This is a genomic window from Aquibium sp. ELW1220 (assembly GCF_030398385.1).
Classification (GTDB): Bacteria; Pseudomonadota; Alphaproteobacteria; order Rhizobiales; family Rhizobiaceae; genus Aquibium.
Map to the genome: position 1 here is coordinate 73573 of NZ_JAOAOQ010000013.1, position 19137 is coordinate 92709.

Annotated in this window: 16 protein-coding genes; 10 read left to right on the forward strand and 6 right to left on the reverse strand. The window is 69.9% G+C overall.

Annotated features, from left to right (window positions below):
- The first annotated feature begins 109 nt into the window (after window positions 1-109).
- The 3 genes from N1F91_RS13810 to N1F91_RS13820 are packed head-to-tail and all read left to right on the forward strand — an operon-like array spanning window position 110 to window position 2528.
- Window positions 110-829, forward strand: coding sequence for a GntR family transcriptional regulator (locus N1F91_RS13810; protein WP_289992895.1), 720 nt, complete (start codon window positions 110-112; stop codon window positions 827-829).
- Between the two features lie 3 nt (window positions 830-832).
- On the forward strand, window positions 833-1738 hold the full coding sequence (locus N1F91_RS13815) for a DUF6807 family protein (RefSeq protein WP_289992896.1): 906 nt from the start codon (window positions 833-835) through the stop codon (window positions 1736-1738).
- A 22-nt stretch (window positions 1739-1760) separates the two neighbouring features.
- The gene (locus tag N1F91_RS13820) at window positions 1761-2528 is read left to right on the forward strand and encodes a fumarylacetoacetate hydrolase family protein (RefSeq protein WP_289992897.1); all 768 of its coding nucleotides are present in this window, start codon (window positions 1761-1763) and stop codon (window positions 2526-2528) included.
- 94 nt (window positions 2529-2622) lie between these two features.
- On the opposite strand, the gene N1F91_RS13825 is transcribed toward N1F91_RS13820, so the two are convergent.
- The 6 genes from N1F91_RS13825 to N1F91_RS13850 form a co-directional block, all read right to left on the reverse strand.
- Window positions 2623-2877: a hypothetical protein gene (locus tag N1F91_RS13825; protein WP_289992898.1), complete on the reverse strand. Its 255-nt coding sequence runs from the start codon at window positions 2875-2877 to the stop codon at window positions 2623-2625.
- 70 nt (window positions 2878-2947) lie between these two features.
- A complete protein-coding gene (locus N1F91_RS13830; RefSeq protein ID WP_289992901.1) occupies window positions 2948-4153 on the reverse strand; it encodes a geranylgeranyl diphosphate reductase in 1206 nt (401 codons plus the stop codon).
- Complete coding sequence (locus N1F91_RS13835) at window positions 4150-5460, reverse strand: BCD family MFS transporter (RefSeq protein ID WP_289992902.1); 1311 nt, start codon at window positions 5458-5460, stop codon at window positions 4150-4152. Before N1F91_RS13835 ends, N1F91_RS13830 begins: the two co-directional genes overlap by 4 nt.
- A 5-nt stretch (window positions 5461-5465) precedes the next feature.
- Window positions 5466-6371: a chlorophyll synthase ChlG gene (gene chlG, locus N1F91_RS13840; protein WP_289992904.1), complete on the reverse strand. Its 906-nt coding sequence runs from the start codon at window positions 6369-6371 to the stop codon at window positions 5466-5468.
- A 57-nt stretch (window positions 6372-6428) separates the two neighbouring features.
- A complete protein-coding gene (gene ppsR, locus N1F91_RS13845) occupies window positions 6429-7805 on the reverse strand; it encodes a transcriptional regulator PpsR (RefSeq protein WP_289992906.1) in 1377 nt (458 codons plus the stop codon).
- Window positions 7786-8766, reverse strand: coding sequence for a cobalamin B12-binding domain-containing protein (locus tag N1F91_RS13850; protein ID WP_289992908.1), 981 nt, complete (start codon window positions 8764-8766; stop codon window positions 7786-7788). The genes ppsR and N1F91_RS13850 overlap by 20 nt, the downstream gene beginning before the upstream one ends.
- Before the next feature lie 301 nt (window positions 8767-9067).
- Between N1F91_RS13850 and bchF the strand changes: the two genes are divergently transcribed.
- Genes bchF through N1F91_RS13885 form a run of 7 tightly spaced genes read left to right on the forward strand, consistent with a single transcriptional unit; the run spans window position 9068 to window position 19134 of the window.
- Window positions 9068-9580: a 2-vinyl bacteriochlorophyllide hydratase gene (gene bchF / locus N1F91_RS13855; RefSeq protein WP_289992909.1), complete on the forward strand. Its 513-nt coding sequence runs from the start codon at window positions 9068-9070 to the stop codon at window positions 9578-9580.
- On the forward strand, window positions 9577-10866 hold the full coding sequence (locus N1F91_RS13860; RefSeq protein WP_289992910.1) for a ferredoxin:protochlorophyllide reductase (ATP-dependent) subunit N: 1290 nt from the start codon (window positions 9577-9579) through the stop codon (window positions 10864-10866). The genes bchF and N1F91_RS13860 overlap by 4 nt, the downstream gene beginning before the upstream one ends.
- A 2-nt stretch (window positions 10867-10868) precedes the next feature.
- Window positions 10869-12416 (forward strand): ferredoxin:protochlorophyllide reductase (ATP-dependent) subunit B, encoded by a 1548-nt coding sequence (gene bchB, locus N1F91_RS13865; RefSeq protein WP_289992911.1) that lies wholly within the window; start codon window positions 10869-10871, stop codon window positions 12414-12416.
- Window positions 12391-16098 carry a magnesium chelatase subunit H gene (locus tag N1F91_RS13870; protein WP_289992912.1) on the forward strand — a complete coding sequence of 1236 codons (3708 nt, stop codon included), beginning with the start codon at window positions 12391-12393 and terminating at the stop codon, window positions 16096-16098. Before bchB ends, N1F91_RS13870 begins: the two co-directional genes overlap by 26 nt.
- On the forward strand, window positions 16095-17003 hold the full coding sequence (bchL, locus tag N1F91_RS13875) for a ferredoxin:protochlorophyllide reductase (ATP-dependent) iron-sulfur ATP-binding protein (protein WP_289992914.1): 909 nt from the start codon (window positions 16095-16097) through the stop codon (window positions 17001-17003). Before N1F91_RS13870 ends, bchL begins: the two co-directional genes overlap by 4 nt.
- The gene (bchM, locus tag N1F91_RS13880; protein ID WP_289992915.1) at window positions 17003-17695 is read left to right on the forward strand and encodes a magnesium protoporphyrin IX methyltransferase; all 693 of its coding nucleotides are present in this window, start codon (window positions 17003-17005) and stop codon (window positions 17693-17695) included. The genes bchL and bchM overlap by 1 nt, the downstream gene beginning before the upstream one ends.
- Entirely contained in the window at window positions 17692-19134 is a 1443-nt protein-coding gene (locus N1F91_RS13885) for a BCD family MFS transporter (protein ID WP_289992916.1), read from the forward strand. The genes bchM and N1F91_RS13885 overlap by 4 nt, the downstream gene beginning before the upstream one ends.
- Window positions 19135-19137 lie beyond the last annotated feature (3 nt).

A 19137-nucleotide genomic window follows, 5' to 3' on the forward strand; every position in this document is an offset into this window, starting at 1 on the left:
TACTGGTAGGATACATCGTCGAGCGGCCAGCGCAAGTGTGGTCGGACCAGTTGCAGGAAATCACCGTATCGCCCGGCGAAGCTGCGCGGGCTTCGGAGGATGGTGACGCATGGACATCGCGCTGCGCGCCAGGGAGCCCATCGCGCCCCAGCTCTTCTCCGCCTTGCGGCAGGGTATCGTCGAATTGCGCCTGCGGCCCGGCGAAGCCCTGTCGGAAAGCGACATCGCCGGCCGGTTCGGCGTCAGCCGGCAGCCGGTGCGCGAGGCCTTCATCAAGCTGTCCGAGGCCGGGCTCGTCGAGATCCGGCCGAGCCGCGGCACCTACGTCATGAAGATCTCGGCGCGCGAGCTCGCCAATGCGCGGTTCGTACGCGAGGCGATCGAATGCGACATCGCCAGCAATGCCGGGCGGCTGGCCGGACCAGAACATGTCGAGACACTGCGCCGGCACCTCGATCGACAGCGGGTCGCCGCCGCGCACAACGACTACCGCAGCTTCAACGACCTCGACGAAGCCTTCCACCGCGCCATCGCCGACATCGTCGACTGCGACTATGCCTGGCGGATAGTCGAGAGTGCGCGGGTGCAGACCGACCGCGTGCGCTTCCTCAGCCTCCCCGACGCGTCGCCGATGCCGCTGCTGATCCGCCAGCACGAGGCGATCGTGGAGCGCCTGGCCGCCAACGATCCCGACGGCACGGAAGCGGCGATGCGCAGGCATCTGCGGGAGATCCTTGTGGCGCTGCCGCAGATCGCCGCCGCCCATCCCGACCTGTTCGCCGACACCGAACTGCCGGCGCACTCCACCGGTCTCGCTCCGGTCGACTGAGCCATGGCCGGTTTCACCCTGGAATCCGACGCGATCGTCCTGCCGGCAGGCGCCTGGGCGAAGACACATCGGCTGCGGCTGCGCCATGACGGCGCCAGCGTGCTGGCGCTGACGCAGGGACCGTTCCGGCCCTATCTGCACCCGCTGTCGACGCCCGCCGGCTATTGCGTGACGGCCGAGCGGCCCGCCGACCACCCGCACCACAGCGGGCTCTGGATCGGCGCGGACCATGTCCATGCGCAGGTGCCGGCCGCGCATGGGATGATCGAGGAATACACCTACAATTTCTATGTCGACGAGACCTTCCAGGGCCGGGCGCCCGGTTGCGTCGTCGAAACCGAGCGGAACGGCGAGGCCCTGGACGATGGCCGGTTCCGCATCGTGCAGCGGATGGACTGGCGCGGGCCGGCGGAATGGGCGGCGCCCGGAGGCAGGCGCGTGGCGGTCGAGACGCGCACGACCACCGTCGAGACCGGACGGCAGCGTCACCGCATCGAGGTGACCTCGCGGCTCGAATGCGGCGATTTCGCATTGAAGCTCGGTCCCACCCGCCATGCCTGGTTCAACGTGCGGGTGGCCGAGACGATGATCGTGGGCAATGGCGGCGCCGTTATCGACGACAGGGGCCGCAGCGGCGGCGTCGCGGTCAGCGGGGCGGGCGCGCGCTGGATCGATTTCACCGGTCCGGTCGGCGGTGGCGCGGTGGCCGGGGTGAGCGTCATCCCGCACCGGGTCGCTGCGCGGGCGCCGTTCTGGTTCGTTGCCGACTGGGGCGTCGTCACCGTCGGACCGTTCCGCGAGGCAGCGCTGGTGCTGGCTCGCGGGGAGATCTTCGAGAGCCGCTTCACGGTGCTTCTGCACGACGGTCCCGCCGACGTCGACGAGATCGAAGGGATTGCCGCGGCCTGAGACGCGGAAGGGGAGGACAGACTTGCTCATCGCACGCTACCGGATCGGCGCCGCCGTCCACCATGGAGTGCTCGAAGACGACCGGCTGCACCGGCTGGCCGGATCGCCCTTCGCGTCGCTGGCGCGGGCCGGCATCACCGACAGCCTCGCCGACGCGACGCTGCTGGCGCCCGTCGAGCCGCCGCGAATCTTCGGCGTCGGGCTCAACTACGTGGCCCACATCGAGGAATCGGGCGCCAAGACGCCGGTGCGGCCGCTGTTCTTCATGAAGCCCCCGACCACGGTGGTCGGACCGGGCGCGCCGATCGTCTATCCGCGCGAAGGCCGCAACGTGCATTTCGAGGCCGAGCTTGCCGTCGTCATCGGCCGCGCGGGCCGACGCATTGCGCCGGAGGCCGCGCTCGACCACGTGCTCGGCTACACCTGCGCCAACGACGTTTCCGAGCGGGTGATCCAGAAGGAGGAGATGGACCAGGGCGCATTGCTGGTCGGCAAGGGCTACGACAGTTTCTGTCCGCTCGGCCCGGTCATCGCGACCGGCCTCGATCCTGCCGGACTGCTGCTCGGCGCGCGAGTGAATGGCGTCGAGCGCCAGTCGAGCTCGACATCGGACCTCCTGTTCGGGGTGGCGGCGCTGGTGTCCTATCTCAGTTCGGCGATCAGCCTGCTGCCCGGCGACGTCATCATCACCGGGACCCCGTCCGGCGTCGGGCCGATCGAGCCGGGAGACAGCGTGGACGTCTGGGTCGAAAGCGTCGGCACGCTGACGAATCCGGTGGTCGCGGAATAGCTGGACCGTCGAGGCTGCTGGACGGACCGTTTCGCGACCGGGAGATTTACCCGGGGAGTGCGTTCCCGCGGTTTCCCGGGGAGCGGTTCGACGGTCAGCTTCGACGCGCGGCGAGCAGCCAGAAGAGGTGGGCGGCGAAGGAGGCGGCGAGCGCAAGCAGGATCGGAACGGCGCCATGGCCGCGCAGGGCGAGGCCGAGTGCTGTCAGGATCATGATGCCGGCGAGGCCATTGGCGGCGAAGGCCGTGCGTCCCGGATTGCCGCTCAGCCAGACGATGACGACCTCCGTGGCGATGATGGCCGCGGCGATGACCGCGACGGCTCCGGTTTCCACAAGGGCGATCAGCACGGGAGAGCTCGCGCCGGTTCGCGGCGCAGGGCGCCGTCGCAGGGCATCGCGATCGGTCGCGACGGGCGCATCAGGAGCCCTGGAAGGCGAGGCGCACCATCTGGCCGAGATCCTTAACGAAGACGCGCAGATGGGCGAGCGGGTCGCTGCGCTGCAGGCGCTTGTCGAGGTAGGAGGTCCAGGTCAGCCGCTGCACGTCGGGATCCGCGCAGATCGCCACGAAACGCTCGCGCCGCTTGTCGCTGCGATACCAGAAGGACTGCATGAAGCCGAGGACCATGAAGACGCGGCCGTGATCGGCCATGAAGCGGCGGCGGGCGGAGGCCAGCGCCCGGGCGTCGCCGGTGCGCAGGAACTCGTTGCCGGCCTCGGCGGCGAGGCGGCCAGCCGTCATGGCGTACCAGATTCCCTCGCCGGAGGCGGGGGCGACGATGCCGGCCGCATCGCCGGCAAGCAGCACGGCGCGGCCGTCGTCCCAGCGCGACAGCGGCTTGAGCGGCAAGGGGGCGCCCTCGCAGCGGATCGTTTCGGCCTCGGCGAGACCGGACGCCTCGCGCAGCATCCTGGTCGCGGCCTTGAGGTCGAAGCCCTTGACGGCCGAGCCGACGCCGATGCTGGTGGCGTCCCCATGCGGGAAGACCCAGCCGTAGAAGTCGGGCGAGACACGCGCGTCGTAGTGGACCTGGCAGGCGGCGGGATCGAAGCCGGCGGTCGCGCCGGCCGGCGAACGGACGATCTCGTGGTAGGCAAAGACGTAGGGCGGCCGGCGATCGGGGCCGAAGGCCGCGCGGCGGACGAGCGAGTTGGCGCCGTCCGCGCCGATGACCAGGCGGGTGCGAACGCTCAGCGTCGCGCCGCCGGCGGCCGGTTTCAGCCGCACGACCACGCCGCCGGCCGGATCGTTCTCGATCTCGGTGAAACGGCCGATGGCGAGCGTGGCGCCGGCCGCCTGCGCCCGCGCGCGCAGCCAGGGGTCGAAGCGGTCGCGGTCGACCATGCCGACATATCCGCCCTGCACGGCCATGTCGACGCGCCGGCCGGAGGGCGCGACGATGTCGGCGGCGGCGATACGCGCCGTCAGCTGGCTCTCGGGCACGTCGAAATCGGCGAGCAGACGCGGCGGGATGGCGCCGCCGCAGGGCTTGATGCGGTCGGCCCGGTCGACGAGCAGCGTGCGCCGTCCGGCGCGGGCCAGATCTGCGGCGGCGGTCGCGCCGGCGGGGCCGCCGCCGACCACGACCACGTCATAATCGAAGGGGCGGGCTTCGGCGCTCATTCGGCAGGCACCATTGCAGGAGAAGCGGACGGCCGTGCGCCGGCGAGGCGCAGGGCGATGACGGCGGCGGCGAGGAAGGCCACGCCTTCGAGCGCGAAGACCGCGCCGTAGGCGGAGGCGGGATCGTCGGTGACAAGGCGCAGGAGATCCACCGCGACCGTGCCGGCGAGACCGCCGAGACCGAAGGCAATGGCCTGCGCGGCGCCCCAGAGCCCCATGCGCATGCCGCTGCGGCGGGGGCCGGCGGTGCCGGCGAGCGCCATCATGGAGCCGATGGCGGCCACCGCGAAGACACCGTTCGCCACGCCGAGCGCGACGACGTTGCCGACGAGCGGCCACCCCTGCGGCGCCGCGGCAGCGAGCACGAGCCCGCCGATCATCAGCGCGGAGCCGAAGCAGCCGGCGACCGTGAATATCCGCAACACGCCCGGATGGCGGCGCGACAGCAGCGTGCCGGCGATGCCCGTGAAGACCATGCCCAGGAAGACGCCGCCATGCTGCACGCCGGCGAGCTTCGTGGTCTCTCCGGGCGTCATGCCGAAGACGAGCCCGGCGAAGGGTTCGAGGATCAGGTCCTGCGCGCTGTAGGCGAGCATCGAGACGAAGACGAAGATCGTGAAGAGCCGGGCCTGCGGGTCGGCCCAGGCATCGGCGAGGCTGACGCGGAAGCCGGGTGCGGCAGGCTCCGCGGCGAGCACCGGGCGGGCGAGGCGGCTCTCCACGCGCCACAGCGCGGCGCAGGCGAGCATGAAGGCGAGCCCGGCGACGCCGCCCGTCACGGCGACGAGCCGCAAGGGCGAGTAGGGATCGAGAAAGCCGCCGGCCAGAACCGCGGTGACGGCCATGCCGAGGATCATCATCAGCCAGACGATGGTCGCGGCGGCGGGACGGCGCGCCGGAGCGACGGCGCTGGCCAGCAGCGCGAGCAGCGACGTGCCCGCCGCGCCGACGCCGACGCCGACCAGCAGGAAGGCGGCGACCGCAAGCGCCATGCCCAGGGCGAACCGGTCGGCCATCAGCGCGACCGAAAGCGCGGCCAGCGCGCCGCCGAGGCCGAGCGTGGCGATGCCACCGATGATCCAGGGCGTGCGCCGGTTGCCGTGGTCGGAGCGGTGGCCCCAGACGGGTCGCAGGATCTGGACCGCGTAATGCAGACCGACCAGGGCGCCGGGGATGGTGGCGGCCAGCGCCAGTTCCACCACCATGACACGGTTGAGCGTCGCGGTGGTCAGGACGACGATCGATCCGAGCGCGGTCTGGACGAGGCCCAGCCTGACGATGCCGATCCAGCCGAGACTTGCGTGCATGGCGTTCATCCCATGGCCTGAAGTGCAAAGGCCGCCGCCAGCATGCCGAGCACGTAGAAGGTCGTGCCGGTGGCGTTGTACCAGGCGGCATGGCGTTCCGGGTCGGACAGCAGGCGCACCATGCAAGCGGCCTGAAGCAGGAGGAGCAGGGCGACCGCGCCGGCATGCCAGGCGAAGCCCCAGGAGAGCAGCAGGCCGATCACGACCAGTTGCGGCGCGGCCATGACGGCGCAGGCGACGCGTGCCGCGAGCCCCTCGCCGAGCAGGACCGGCAGGCTGTCGATGCCCGATACCCGGTCGCCACCGACGGCCTTGAAATCGTTGAGCGTCATGATGCCATGCGCGCCGATGCTGTAGAGCAGCGCCATCGTCACCACCGGCGAGGCCGGGAAGCCGCCCGCCACGGCGGCGGCCGCCGTGAACCAGGGCAGGCCTTCATAGCAGAGCCCGACGGCGGAATTGCCCATCCAGCCGTTGCGCTTCAGCCGGAACGGGGGCGCGCTGTAGGCCCAGGCGAGGGCCAGCCCGACGATCGCGGCGAGGAACACGACGAGACCGAGCATCGCGGCGACCAGGAGCGACAGGAGCGTGCCCGCGACCGCGACGGCCAGGCCCCAGCGGCCCGGCATGCGGCCGGACGGAATGACCCGGTTCGGCTCGTTGATGGCGTCGACCTCGCGGTCGAACCAGTCGTTGATGGCCTGGCTGGTGCCGCAGACGAGGGGACCGGCGAGCAGGATGCCGGCCAGCGCGTAGGGCCAGCGGTCGATGCTCGCTCCACCCACCGAGACGAGGCCGCAGCCATAGGCCCACATCGGCGCGAACCAGGTGATCGGCTTCAGCAGTTCGAGCACGGCGCCCGGCGTGGGTGTCCGGACGGCGACGGCTGCGATGGAGATCGGTGAGGCCATGCCGCAGACTAAGTCGACAGACCCGTTGTCGTCAACTCAAATTGACACTCGCGAGTGTCAATCCGAATCGTCTTCGACGTCCGATATGCCGTAGCGGCGGAGCTTGATGTAGAGGCTCTGGCGGGAAAGGCCGAGCATGTCGGCGGCCGAGGCGCGGTTGTTGTCGGTGAGCTTGAGGGCGGCTTCGATGCACAGCTTCTCGATGATGTCGGCGGTGTCGCGCACCAGATCCTTGAGCGGGACGCGCCCGACCAGTTCGGTCAGCTGGCCGGCCGACTGGGCGTTCATCGCACCGAGCGGCGAGGGCACCGTGTCGCCGCGCTGGGCGGCCCGAACGGAGAGGCCGTAGCGCGGGCCGTCATGCCCGGCGACGCGGGTGGCGGAGATCTCCACGGTTTCGGTGCCGCCGAGGTCGTCGCGCACCATGGTGGAGAAACGCCTGACCGAGCCGTGCTCGCGCAGATTGGCGATCAGCACCTGCAGGTCGACGGCGGAGCCGCCGATCCAGGCGTCGACGCTCTTGCCCTCGATCCGGTCGAAACCGACCACCCGGATCATGTCGAGGAAGGCCATGTTCGCTTCGAGGACCCTGCCGTCGCCGTCGATGACGACAAGGCCGTCCGGCAGGCTCTCGGCGAGGGACAGCATGGCCGACACGGACGAGACGCCGCCCTCGAGGTCGCGGTCGGCCAGGAAGCAGACGAGGAGATTGGTGCGGCCGAACTCGCGGAACGGCGTGACGCGGATCGACAGGGGCTCGTCCAGCGTCGCGATCCGCGCCGTGATGACGTCCTCGCGCCCGCGTGCGGCGATCGCCGACAGTGCCTCGGAGACCGTCTGCTGATCGGTCCGCGCAAAGGCCGCGGTGACGGGGGTGCCGGTGAGCTTCTTGGCCGGCCGCGCGAACAGCCGCGCGGCGGCCTCATTGGCGTCCATCACCTTGAAGTTCTGCGAATCGACGACGAGCAGGGGTTCGTAGGCGAGGTGGAAGATGATGCGGTAGCGGGCCTCGATGTCGCGGACGCGCCGGTAGTCGCGCTCCATCTCGAACTGGGCCCGCACCAGCCGCTGCTGCATGTCGGCCATCGAGCGGGCGTCCGCACCCAGCGCCAGGCGGGTGTCGCTGCCGGCAAAGGAGGCCACGCGATAGGAGACGGGAAGGTCGCGGTTGCCCGACCCCGGATGGTTGACCTGTCGCGAGCGGGTGATCTGGACGTTCGCCGAATCGCTGAGGAGGTCGCGCAGCTTTTCGCGGCTTTCGACCGTGACGGTGTCCTGCCAGCGCTTCCCGACCCAGGTCTCGAGCCCCCAGGCCTTCAGCTCGCTGTCGCGATAGGCAATGTCGAGTATGTCGCCATCGGGCGACAGGACGAGTGCGATATCGGCGCCGGCCGTGACGATCGTCGATACGGCCTCAGCGTCCAGCTCCTTCAAGAACCGGCCACTGTCGCGAAACGAGCGGCACACGTCCCGTGAAACCAGCTTGTCCATCTGAGACTTTCGAGTTCCAGTTCATCTCGGCGGCGACGGGCGGACGCATACCGTTCGCCCTGTCGTCGGCAAGGGCGGCGATGGCCACCGCGTGCCGAGCGTTCAGGGCCAGGGAATCGGCCCCGACCTCAAATGCCAGTTCCGGCTTATCGACGAATATCGGGCCGCCGACAAGAATGGTGGCGGATTTGTTGCGCATGGTGGACCGAAGTCTGCGGATCGCGCCCGCGAGCTCGGGCAGCAGCGCCGCGCCGGAGAGTGACAGGCCGACGAGGGCATAATGGCCGCTCTCCGCCAGCCTGAACATGTCGGGACCATCGCCGCAGCCGCAGCAGTCGACGTGCCAGCCGTCGCGCCGCAAGGCATCCTCCACGATGCTCAGCCCGAAGGAATGCTGCTCGCCCGGCGTGGGCGCGAGCAGTGCCGTACGTCCCGGCCGCACCGCGCCGACCGCGGGATATTCGGTCGCCAGGCGCCAGAACAGGCGCTGGATCCTGGTCATGACGACCGTCACCTGCATGAAGTCGCAGATGTCCATGCGCCAGTAGTCGCCGACAAGGCGCGCGGCAGGCGCGAGGAGCTCCTCGGTCGCGGTCTGCGGATCGCCGTCCAGCGACACGAACCCTTCGAGCACATCCTCGCAGCGCGAGCTGTTCTCGTCGAGGAGAAGCCGGGTGAAGTCGTCGATGGCGGGGTTTCGCGTGGAGGCGCCGCGCCGGTTCGGCTTGCGCTGAGCATTGCGCCCGACGAGCAGCGGTACGACGTTTTCCCGAAGGGTCGCCGCGAGCCGGTCGGCCACCTGGGGTTCGCCGCCTTGTGCCTTGCGGTCGCCATGCGACCGGCTTCCGGTGACGACGCCGCGCTGGGTGCCGTTCATGATGGAGTCGGGGCTGCTGCTGGTCATGACTGGCGATCCCTCCGTTCGCCAGCGTAAAGGTCGCGCGCTGTGCTTCCCCCTCGCGCCGTGCTGCTGCACGGAGCGCCGTTGGTTGCATGGCGTGGTCTTCGCGCTGATCCTTATTGTTGATCCAACGATACTCCCTTCAACGCGCTTGTCCAGCGGAATCTGTCCAGTAAAAGTGACATCGTCAACCATTGTGGACGTCAATCCAGATTGACACATCCCGTTCGTCGGGATTAGTGTCCGTGGACTGCAAGACAAGAACGACAAGAAAACACGAGAGGGAGGCGGTCGCGCAAAGGCGATGAGGGAGGCACCAGCAAAGGGTCAGGCCAGACGCCCGCTCTACACGCCCGAGCAGCGGCGTCGGCGGGACAAGACAGCCTGGACGATCGTGCAGGGGCTGCTCGCGCCGCTGCAGTTCGTGGTGTTCCTCGCCAGCCTGATCCTCATCCTGCGCTACCTCGCGACCGGCGAGGGGCTGGCCGCGGCCAACGCGTCGGTGGTCGCCAAGACCCTCGTGCTCTACGCCATCATGATCACCGGCTCGATCTGGGAGAAGGTCGTTTTCGGCCGCTGGCTCTTCGCCCCCGCCTTCTTCTGGGAAGACGTCTTCTCGATGCTGGTGCTGGCGCTCCACACCGCCTACCTGGTCGCGCTTTTCCAAGGCGCTCTCGACCCCGGCGGCCTGATGCTGCTCGCGCTCGCCGCCTATGCGACCTACGTGATCAATGCCACCCAGTTCCTGGTGAAGCTGCGCGCCGCAAGGCTCGACGCCGCGCGCGTCCAGGCCGCAATGCCGGAGACGGGCCGATGAACGCGATGCCGCCCCGCACCGGCGCGCAGGACTGCGGCCCCGTCACGCCCTTGCGGCAGCGCGGCCAGCACGAGGTCTTCTGCGGACTCACGTCGATCATCTGGCTGCACCGGAAGGTGCAGGACGCCTTCTTCCTGATCGTCGGGTCGCGCACCTGCGCGCACCTCATGCAGTCCGCCGCAGGCGTCATGATCTTCGCCGAGCCGCGATTCGGCACCGCCATCATCGAGGAGCGCGACCTGGCCGGCATGGCCGACCTGCACGAGGAACTCGACCGGGTGGTGGCGCGCCTGCTTGCCCGCCGGCCGGAAATCCGCATGCTGGTGCTGGTCGGATCCTGCCCGTCGGAGGTCATCAAGCTCGACCTCGGCAAGGCGGCCGAGCGGCTCGCCCGCCTGCATGCGCCCGCAACCCGGGTGCTGCATTTCTCCGGCAGCGGCATCGAGACGACCTTCACCCAGGGCGAGGACAATTTCCTGGCTGCGCTGGCGCGCGAGCTGCCGGCGGCGGAGGCCAAGGCGCCGCCGTCGCTGATGGTGGCCGGTGCCTTGCCGGACGTGGTCGAGGACCAGTTCCGCCGCATCTTCGACGCGCTGGGAATCGGCCCGGTTTCCTTCCTGCCGTCGCGCGCCTCCTCGGGCCTGCCGCCGGTCGGACCCGCCACACGCGTGCTTCTGGCGCAGCCCTATCTCGGCGAGGCGGCACGGGCGCTGGAAGCGCGCGGCGCAACCGTGCTTGCCGCGCCATTTCCGCTCGGCGAGGAGGGCACCACCGCCTGGCTGCGCGCGGCGGCCGATGCGTTCGGCGTGGCGCCGGGCCGTTTCGACGCCATCACCAGGGCCGGACGGCGCCGGGCGCGCGAAGCGGTCGGGCGCCATCGTGCCGAGCTCGAAGGCCGGCGCGTTTTCCTGTTCCCCGATTCACAGCTCGAACCCTCCATCGCCCGCTTCCTGGCGCGCGAGGCGGGCGCCGAGATCGTCGAGATCGGCTCGCCCTACCTCCACCGCCAGCACCTGGCGGGCGAATTCGCGCTGCTGCCGCCCGGAATTCCTTTCTCGGAAGGTCAGGACGTCGACCGCCAGCTCGACCGCTGCCGTGCCGCGCGGCCCGACCTCGCCGTCTGCGGCATGGGGCTTGCCAATCCGCTCGAAGCCGAGGGCATCGCCACCAAGTGGTCGATCGAACTCGTTTTCACCCCGGTGCAGGGCTACGAGCAGGCCGGCGACCTCGCCGAACTGTTCGTGCGGCCGCTCGCCCGCCGCGCCGTGCTGAAGCTGGGGGCCTGACCATGCAGCTCACCGTCTGGACCTACGAAGGACCTCCCCATGTCGGGGCCATGCGGATCGCCGCCTCGATGCGGGGGCTGCACTACGTGCTGCATGCGCCGCAGGGCGACACCTATGCCGACCTGCTGTTCACGATGATCGAGCGGCGCGACACGCGTCCGCCGGTCACTTACACGACCTTCAAGGCGCAGGACCTCGGCGCCGATACGGCCGAGATCTTCAAGATCGCCTGCCGGGACGCGGTGGAGCGGTTCAAGCCGGAAGCCATCATCGTTGGCGCGTCGTGCACGGCCGAGCTGATCCAGGACGATCCGGCGGGACTCGCCGCGGCACTCGCCCTTCCCATTCCCGTCATTCCTCTCGAACTGCCGTCCTATTCCAAGAAGGAGAACTGGGGCGCTGCCGAGACGTTCTACCGGCTGGTGCGGGCCTTCGCGCCGGCGCCGCAGCGTCCCGCACCGCGGGTGGTGCGCCCGGCCGGCGAGCGCAGCTGCAACATCCTCGGGCCGACCTCGCTCGGCTTTCGCCATCGCGACGACATCGAGGAAGTCCGCCGCATGCTGGAGCGGCTGGGGGTGATCGTGAACCTGGTCGCGCCGCTCGGCGCCAGCCCGTCCGATCTTGCGCGGCTGCCCGACGCCGACTTCAACGTCGTGCTCTATCCCGAAATCGCCGGCACGGCGGCCGACTGGCTGAAGCGCAACCACGGCCAGGCCTTCGTCTCGATCCCGCCGATCGGGGTTCGCGCCACCGCCGACTTCCTGGCCGCCGTCGCCGGCCTTGCGGGCGTGGCCGCGCCCGCCGCTTCGCCGGCCGCCCTGCGGATGCCCTGGTACTCGCGCTCGATCGATTCGACCTATCTCACCGGCAAGCGCGTCTTCATCTTCGGCGACGCCACCCATGCGGTTGCGGCAGCCCGCGTGGCGGCGGACGAGCTCGGCTTCGCCGTCTGCGGCCTCGGCACCTACAGCCGCGAATTCGCCCGCGAGGTCCGCGCGGCGGCCGTCCGCTACGGGGTGGAGCCGCTGATCAGCGACGATCACCTGGCCGTCGAGGACGCCATCATCGCCGCGCAGCCGGAGCTCATTCTCGGGACGCAGATGGAGCGGCACGTCGCCAAGCGCCTGCGCATCCCCTGCGCCGTCATCTCGGCGCCCGTGCACGTGCAGGATTTTCCCGCGCGGTACTCGCCGCAGATGGGCCACGAGGGCGCCAACGTGCTGTTCGACAGCTGGGTCCATCCGCTGATGATGGGCCTGGAGGAACACCTGCTCGGCATGTTCCGCGACGATTTCGAATTCAATGACGGGGCCGCGCCTTCGCATCTCGGGCACGCGGCCGCACCCGTGGCGGAGGCGGAGGATCCGACCCTCGTCGTGCTGGCCAGGCCCGTCGCCTGGACCGGCGAAGCCGAAAAGGAACTGAGGAAGATCCCGTTCTTCGTACGCGGCAAGGCCAGAAAGAACACCGAGCGCTTTGCCGTCGAACGCGGACTGCAGACCATCACAATAGAGACATTGTACGATGCCAAGGCTCACTACAGTCGCTGACGCGACCCCGATCACGATGTCGATCGTGACTCTCGACAGCCACATGGCGAGCGCCGTGGAACGCGCCTCCCTGTTGCTCAAGCGGGAATTGCCGGGGCTGAAGCTGACGCTGCACTCGCTGGCCGAGTGGGGTTCCGACCCGGCCGCGGAGGACCGCTGCCGCCGCGACGTCGAGACGGCCGACATCGTCGTCGCCAACATGATCTTCCTCGAGGAACACATCCGCAAGGTCCAGCCCTGGCTGGAAGCGCGGCGTGACGCCTGCGACTGCATGGTGGGCTGCCTGTCGGCGGGCGACATCGTGCGGACGACCAGGCTCGGCGGCTTCTCAATGTCGAGTGCGCCGGGCGGGGCGCTGGGGCTGCTGAAGCGCCTGCGCGGCGCGGCGAAGCCCGGACAGTCGGGCGGTCGCCAGCAGATGAAGATGCTGCGCCAGATCCCGCGGCTGCTGCGCTTCATTCCCGGCAAGGCGCAGGACGTGCGCGCCTATTTCCTGACCCTGCAGTACATGCTCGCGGGCTCCGACGACAACGTCGCCAACCTCGTGCGCCATCTGGTGTCGCGCTATGCCGCCGGACCGCGCGCGGCGCTGCGCAAGGCGGTGACGGCGCGCGCGCCGCTCGACTATCCGGAGGCCGGGCTCTACCACCCGCGGCTGCCCAACCGCATCGGCGAGACGTTGCGCGACCTGCCGGGTACCGGTTCCGCGGGGACCGTCGGCCTGCTCGTGATGCGTTCCTACGTGCTCGCCGGGAACACCGCGCATTACGACATGGTGATCGGCGCGCTGGAGGCGAGGGGGCTCAAGGTGGTACCGGCCTTCGCCGCCGGCCTCGACGCGACCCCGGCCGTCGAGGGTTTCTTCATGGCCGATGGCCATGCGACGGTGGACGCCGTGGTGTCGCTCACGGGCTTCTCGCTCGTCGGAGGCCCCGCCTACAACGACAGCCGCGCGGCCGAGGAGATGCTCGCCCGCCTCGACGTGCCGTACCTTTCGGCCTTTGCGGTCGAATTTCAGACCGTCGAGGAGTGGCGCTCCGGCGATCACGGGCTGACCCCCGTCGAGACCACGATGATGGTGGCGCTGCCCGAGATCGACGGCGCGACCGGGCCGATGCTGTTCGGTGGCCGCACGTCGGCCGGCGGCGCGGACCGCGGCGGGTCCCGCCGCGACATGGCGGGCGAACCGGAACGCGCGGCCATGCTCGCCGCGCGGGTGGAGAAGCTGGTGCGCCTTCGCCGCACGGCCCGCGCCGAACGCAAGGTCGCCGTCGTGCTGTTCAACTTCCCGCCCAATGGCGGGGCGACCGGCACCGCAGCCTATCTCTCGGTCTTCCGCTCGCTCTGGAACACGCTCGGCGCAATGAAGCAGGCCGGGTATTCGGTCGACCTGCCGCCCAGCGTCGATGCGCTTCGCACGCGGATCCTCGAAGGCAATTCATCCCGCTTCGGCCAGCCTGCCAACGTCGCGGCCCGCATTCCCGCCGAGCGCCACGTGCAGCGCGAGACGCATCTCGCCGAAATCGAGGCGCAGTGGGGTGCAGCTCCCGGCCGCCACCAGTCAGACGGGTCGTCGATCCTCGTGCTCGGCGAGCGTTTCGGCAACGTCTTCGTCGGGGTCCAGCCGGGCTTCGGCTACGAGGGCGATCCGATGCGGCTGCTGTTCGAGAAGAGCTTCGCGCCAACCCACGCCTTCGCCGCCTTCTATCGCTGGCTGCGCGAGGATTTCGGCGCCGATGCGGTGCTGCACTACGGCACGCACGGTGCGCTGGAGTTCATGCCCGGCAAGCAGGTCGGCCTGTCGCGCGACTGCTGGCCGGACCGGCTGATCGGCGACCTGCCGAACCTCTATCTCTACGCCGCCAACAACCCGTCGGAAGGCGCGATCGCCAAGCGGCGCGGCAATGCGACGCTCGTCAGCTACCTGACGCCGCCGGTCGCGGCCGCGGGCCTCTACAAGGGCCTCGTCGAACTCAAGGCGTCGCTCGACCGGTGGCGCAGCCTGCCGCCGTCGGATGATCACGAGCGGACCCGGCTGGAGGAAACCATCGTGGCGCAGGCCGGCGCGCTCGATCTCGAGACGGCCAGCCTCGTGAACGGCCGGCCCGATGTGCCGACGCTGGTCGAAGCGGTCGCGGAACTCGAGGCGACGCTGATCCCGCACGGGCTGCATGTCGTCGGAGAGGCCGCGACGCCGGAGGAGAGGGCCGACCTGCTGCAGGCCGTCGCGGATGCGTCGCATGGCATCGCGCTGCCGCGCGAACTGGCGCAGCGGCTGGCCGACGGCGAGGCGCCTGCCGGAGCACTGGAGGCGCTGCGACTTGCCGGCGACGAGCGCCTGCGCGCCGCGGCCCCGCTGCTCGCCGAGATGAACGCGCAACTGTCGCGCGACCATGAACTGCCGGCGCTGATCGCCGCGCTGGACGGGCGCTACATCCGGCCCGTCTCCGGCGGCGACCTGATCCGCTCGCCGCAGATCCTGCCGACGGGCCGCAACCTGCACGGCTTCGATCCCTTCCGCCTGCCGTCCGCCTTCGCGCTGGCCGACGGGGCCCGCCAGGCAACGCTGCTGGTCGAGCGGCACGTCAAGGACAAGGGCGTCCTGCCGGAGTGCATCGCGCTGGTGCTCTGGGGCACCGACACGATGAAGACGGAGGGGGCCCCGATCGGCCAAGCGCTGGCGCTGATCGGTGCCAGGCCCCGCTTCGACAGTTACGGCCGCCTGGCCGGCGCCGATCTGGTGCCGCTCGCCGAACTCGACCGCCCGCGCATCGACGTCATGATGACGCTGTCCGGCATCTTCCGCGACCTGATGCCCCTGCAGACGAAGCTGCTGGCGGAGGCGAGCCTGCTCGCGGCCGAGGCCGACGAGCCGCTGGACCGCAATTTCGTGCGCAAGCACGCGCTGGCCTATGCGGCCGAGAAGGGCTGCACCATCGAGGAAGCCGCGCTGCGCGTCTTCTCGAACGCCGCCGGCGCCTATGGCTCCAACGTCAACATGATGGTGGAGTCGGGGTGCTGGGAGGACGAGGACGAACTCGCCGAGGCCTATTCGCGGCGCAAGTGCTTCGCCTATGGGCGCGACGGCAAGCCGGTGAAGCGGCCCGAGCTGATGGGCGCGATCCTGAAAGACGTCGACGCCGCCTACCAGAACCTCGAATCGGTCGAACTCGGCATCACCACCATCGACCACTATTTCGACACGCTGGGCGGCATCAGCCGCGCGGTGCGGCGCGCCTCGGGCGGCGACGTTCCGGTCTATGTCGGCGACCAGACGCGCGGCCAGGGCAAGGTGCGGACCCTGTCCGAACAGGTCGCGCTGGAGACCCGCACGCGGACGCTGAACCCGAAATGGTACGAGGGCCTGCTCGCCCATGGCTACGAGGGCGTGCGCCAGATCGAGGCGCATGTGACCAACACCTTCGGCTGGTCGGCCACGACCGGCCAGGTCGCGCCCTGGGTCTACCAGAACATGGCCGAGACCTTCGTGCTCGACGAAAAGATGCGCCGGCGCATGGCGGACCTCAATCCGCGCGCGGCCTCCAAACTTGCCGGCCGCCTGCTCGAGGCGACCGACCGTTCCTACTGGACCCCGGACGCCGCCACGCTCGACGCGCTGCGGGCCGCCGGAGACGAACTCGAAGACCGCGTCGAGGGCGTGGGCGTGGAGGCTGCCGCATGAACGTGTTTACACATCCGAGGGACCTGAAGGCTGCCGCCGGCCGCGAAGACGGCGAAGGCAGCGTCCAGGTCCAGCTGGACCCGACGCTGGAGATCGGCACGGCCAAGGTCTTCGCCATCTACGGCAAGGGCGGCATCGGCAAGTCGACGACTTCGTCGAACCTCTCCGTCGCCTTCTCGATGCTGGGCAAGCGGGTGCTGCAGATCGGCTGCGATCCCAAGCACGACTCGACCTTCACGCTGACCAAGTCGCTGATCCCGACCGTCATCGACATCCTTGCGCAGGTGGATTTCCACACCGAGGAACTGCGCGCCGACGACTTCGTCTTCGAAGGCTACAACGGCGTGCGCTGCGTGGAGGCGGGCGGTCCGCCGGCCGGCACGGGCTGCGGCGGCTATGTCGTCGGCCAGACGGTCAAGCTGCTCAAGGAGCACCACCTGCTCGAAGACACCGACGTCGTCATCTTCGACGTGCTCGGCGACGTGGTCTGCGGCGGGTTCGCCTCGCCGCTGCAGCATGCCGAGCGGGCGCTGATCGTCGCCGCCAACGACTTCGATTCGATCTTCGCGATGAACCGCATCGTGGCGGCCATCAAGGCGAAGTCGAAGAACTACCAGGTTCGCCTCGGCGGCGTGATCGCCAACCGCTCGCGCGAGACCGACCAGATCGACCGCTTCAACGCCGCCATCGGCCTGAAGCGGCTGGCGCATATCCGCGATCTCGACGCGGTGCGGCTGAGCCGGCTGAAGAAGCGTACCCTGTTCGAGATGGATCCGTCGCCGGAAGTGCTGGCGGTCCAGCGCGAGTATCTGCAGCTCGCCGAGATGCTGTGGGCGGGGTCGGAGGAACTCGACGCCAACCCGATGCCCGATCGCGAGATCTTCGACTTCCTGGGGTACGACTGATGGACGGCGCGGCCTACATCGAGCGGCGGGACAGGATCCGCACCTATTTCGACCGCACGGCGGTGGACGCCTGGAAGCGGCTCGCCACCGAGGCGCCGCTCGGCCGCATCCGCGCCACCGTGCGCGAGGGCAGGGCGCGGATGCGCGCGGCCATGCTCGACATGCTGCCGCAGGACCTTTCCGGCTGGCGCGTGCTCGATGCCGGCTGCGGCGCCGGGATGTTCTCGGTGGAACTCGCCCGCCGCGGCGCGGACGTGACCGCCATCGACCTGTCGCCGGAGATGGTCGACTTCGCAGCACGGACCATGCCCGCCGACCTCGGGTCCGGCCGCATCCATTTCCTGTCGGGCGACATGCTTTCCGACAGGCTCGGCCGGTTCGACGCGGTGGTGGCGATGGACTCGCTGATCCACTATCCGCTTGCCGACGCCGCCGAGGCGCTCGCCCGCCTCGCCGCGCGGACCGAACGCAGCATCGTCTTCACCTTCGCCCCGCGCACGACAGCGCTGGCCGCCATGCATGCGGTCGGCCGGCTGTTCCCGCGCGGCGACCGCGCGCCGGCGATCGAGCCGGTCCGGCCGGAGGCGATCGCCTCGCGCATCGACGCCCTCCCGGGCTGGCGCTCCGGCCGCACGACCCGCATCGGGCACGGCTTCTACACCTCCCAGGCGATGGAGGTCGTGCCATCATGAGCAAACGCGGCGGCTTTGCGATGTCTTCGGCCTGGATCCGGCTCGGAAGCCGTTTCCTGCCCTTCGCCGATGCCGCGAGCGAGGGCCTGCCGCTCCCGCGCCTGCTGCGCCTGTCCCTGTTCCAGGTTTCGGTCGGCATGGCGATGGTGCTTCTCACCGGCACGCTCAACCGCGTCATGATCGTCGAGCTCGGAGTGCCGGCGACGGTGGTGGCCGTCATGGTGGCACTGCCGATCCTGCTTGCGCCGGCGCGCGCGCTGATCGGCCACCGCTCGGATACCTATCGTTCGCATCTCGGCTGGCGGCGCGTGCCGTTCATCTGGTTCGGTACGCTGCTGCAGTTCGGCGGCTTCGCCATCATGCCCTTCGCGCTGCTGGTGCTGTCGGGCGGCGGCGAGGCGGCGGTTCCCTATGCCGGCGAGATCGGCGCCGCGCTGGCCTTCCTGCTGGTGGGCGCCGGACTGCATACGGTCCAGACGGCGGGGCTGGCGCTGGCCTGCGACCTCGCTCCGGAAGACAGCCGTCCGCGCGTCGTGGCGCTGCTCTATCTCGTCCTGCTCGTCGGCATGTTCGTCTCGGCCATCGCATTCTCGCTGCTGCTCGCCGATTTCGGCCACGTCCTCCTCATCCAGGTCGTCCAGGGGGCTGCAGCGGTCACCATGGTGCTCAACCTCGTGGCGCTCTGGAAACAGGAAGGCCGCGACCCGCGCGTGACCGCGCACGACCGTTCGCGCCAGCCCTTCGCGGAAGCCTGGGCCCAGTTCGCCCGCGCGCCCGGTGCGCGGCGCCTGCTGGTCGCGGTGGCGCTGGGCTCGGCGGCCTTCGCCATGCAGGACGTGCTTCTCGAACCCTATGGCGGCGAGGTCCTCGGGCTTGACGTCGCCCAGACCACGCTGCTCACGGCGATGCTCGCCGGCGGCACGATCGCCGGACTGTTCCTGGCCGCGCGCGCGCTGGACCGGGGCGTCAATCCCTATCGGCTGGCCGGTGTCGGCGGCGTCTGCGGGATCGTCGCCTTCTCGCTCGTCATCGTCTCGGCGCCGCTGGAATCCGGCGCGCTGTTCCGGGCGGGTGCCGCCATGATCGGCTTCGGCGGGGGCCTCTACACGGTGGGGCTGCTGACGGCGGCCATGAAGCTCGGGCGCGCGACCAGCAGCGGCATCGCGCTCGGCGCATGGGGTGCGGCGCAGGCAACGGCTGCCGGCCTGGCGATCGCGGTGGGCGGCGCGCTGCGCGACGTCGTCACCGCGATGGCGGCGAACGGCACGCTGGGCTCGGTCTTCCAGGGACCGGAGGCCGGCTACGGCGTCGTCTACCATCTCGAGATCGCATTGTTGTTCGCATCGCTCATCGCCGTCGGCCCGCTCGCCCGCTACGCGGGACCCGAGACGATCCGGCGGGACGGCGACACCTTCGGTTTGGCGGCATTTCCCGGCTGAGGC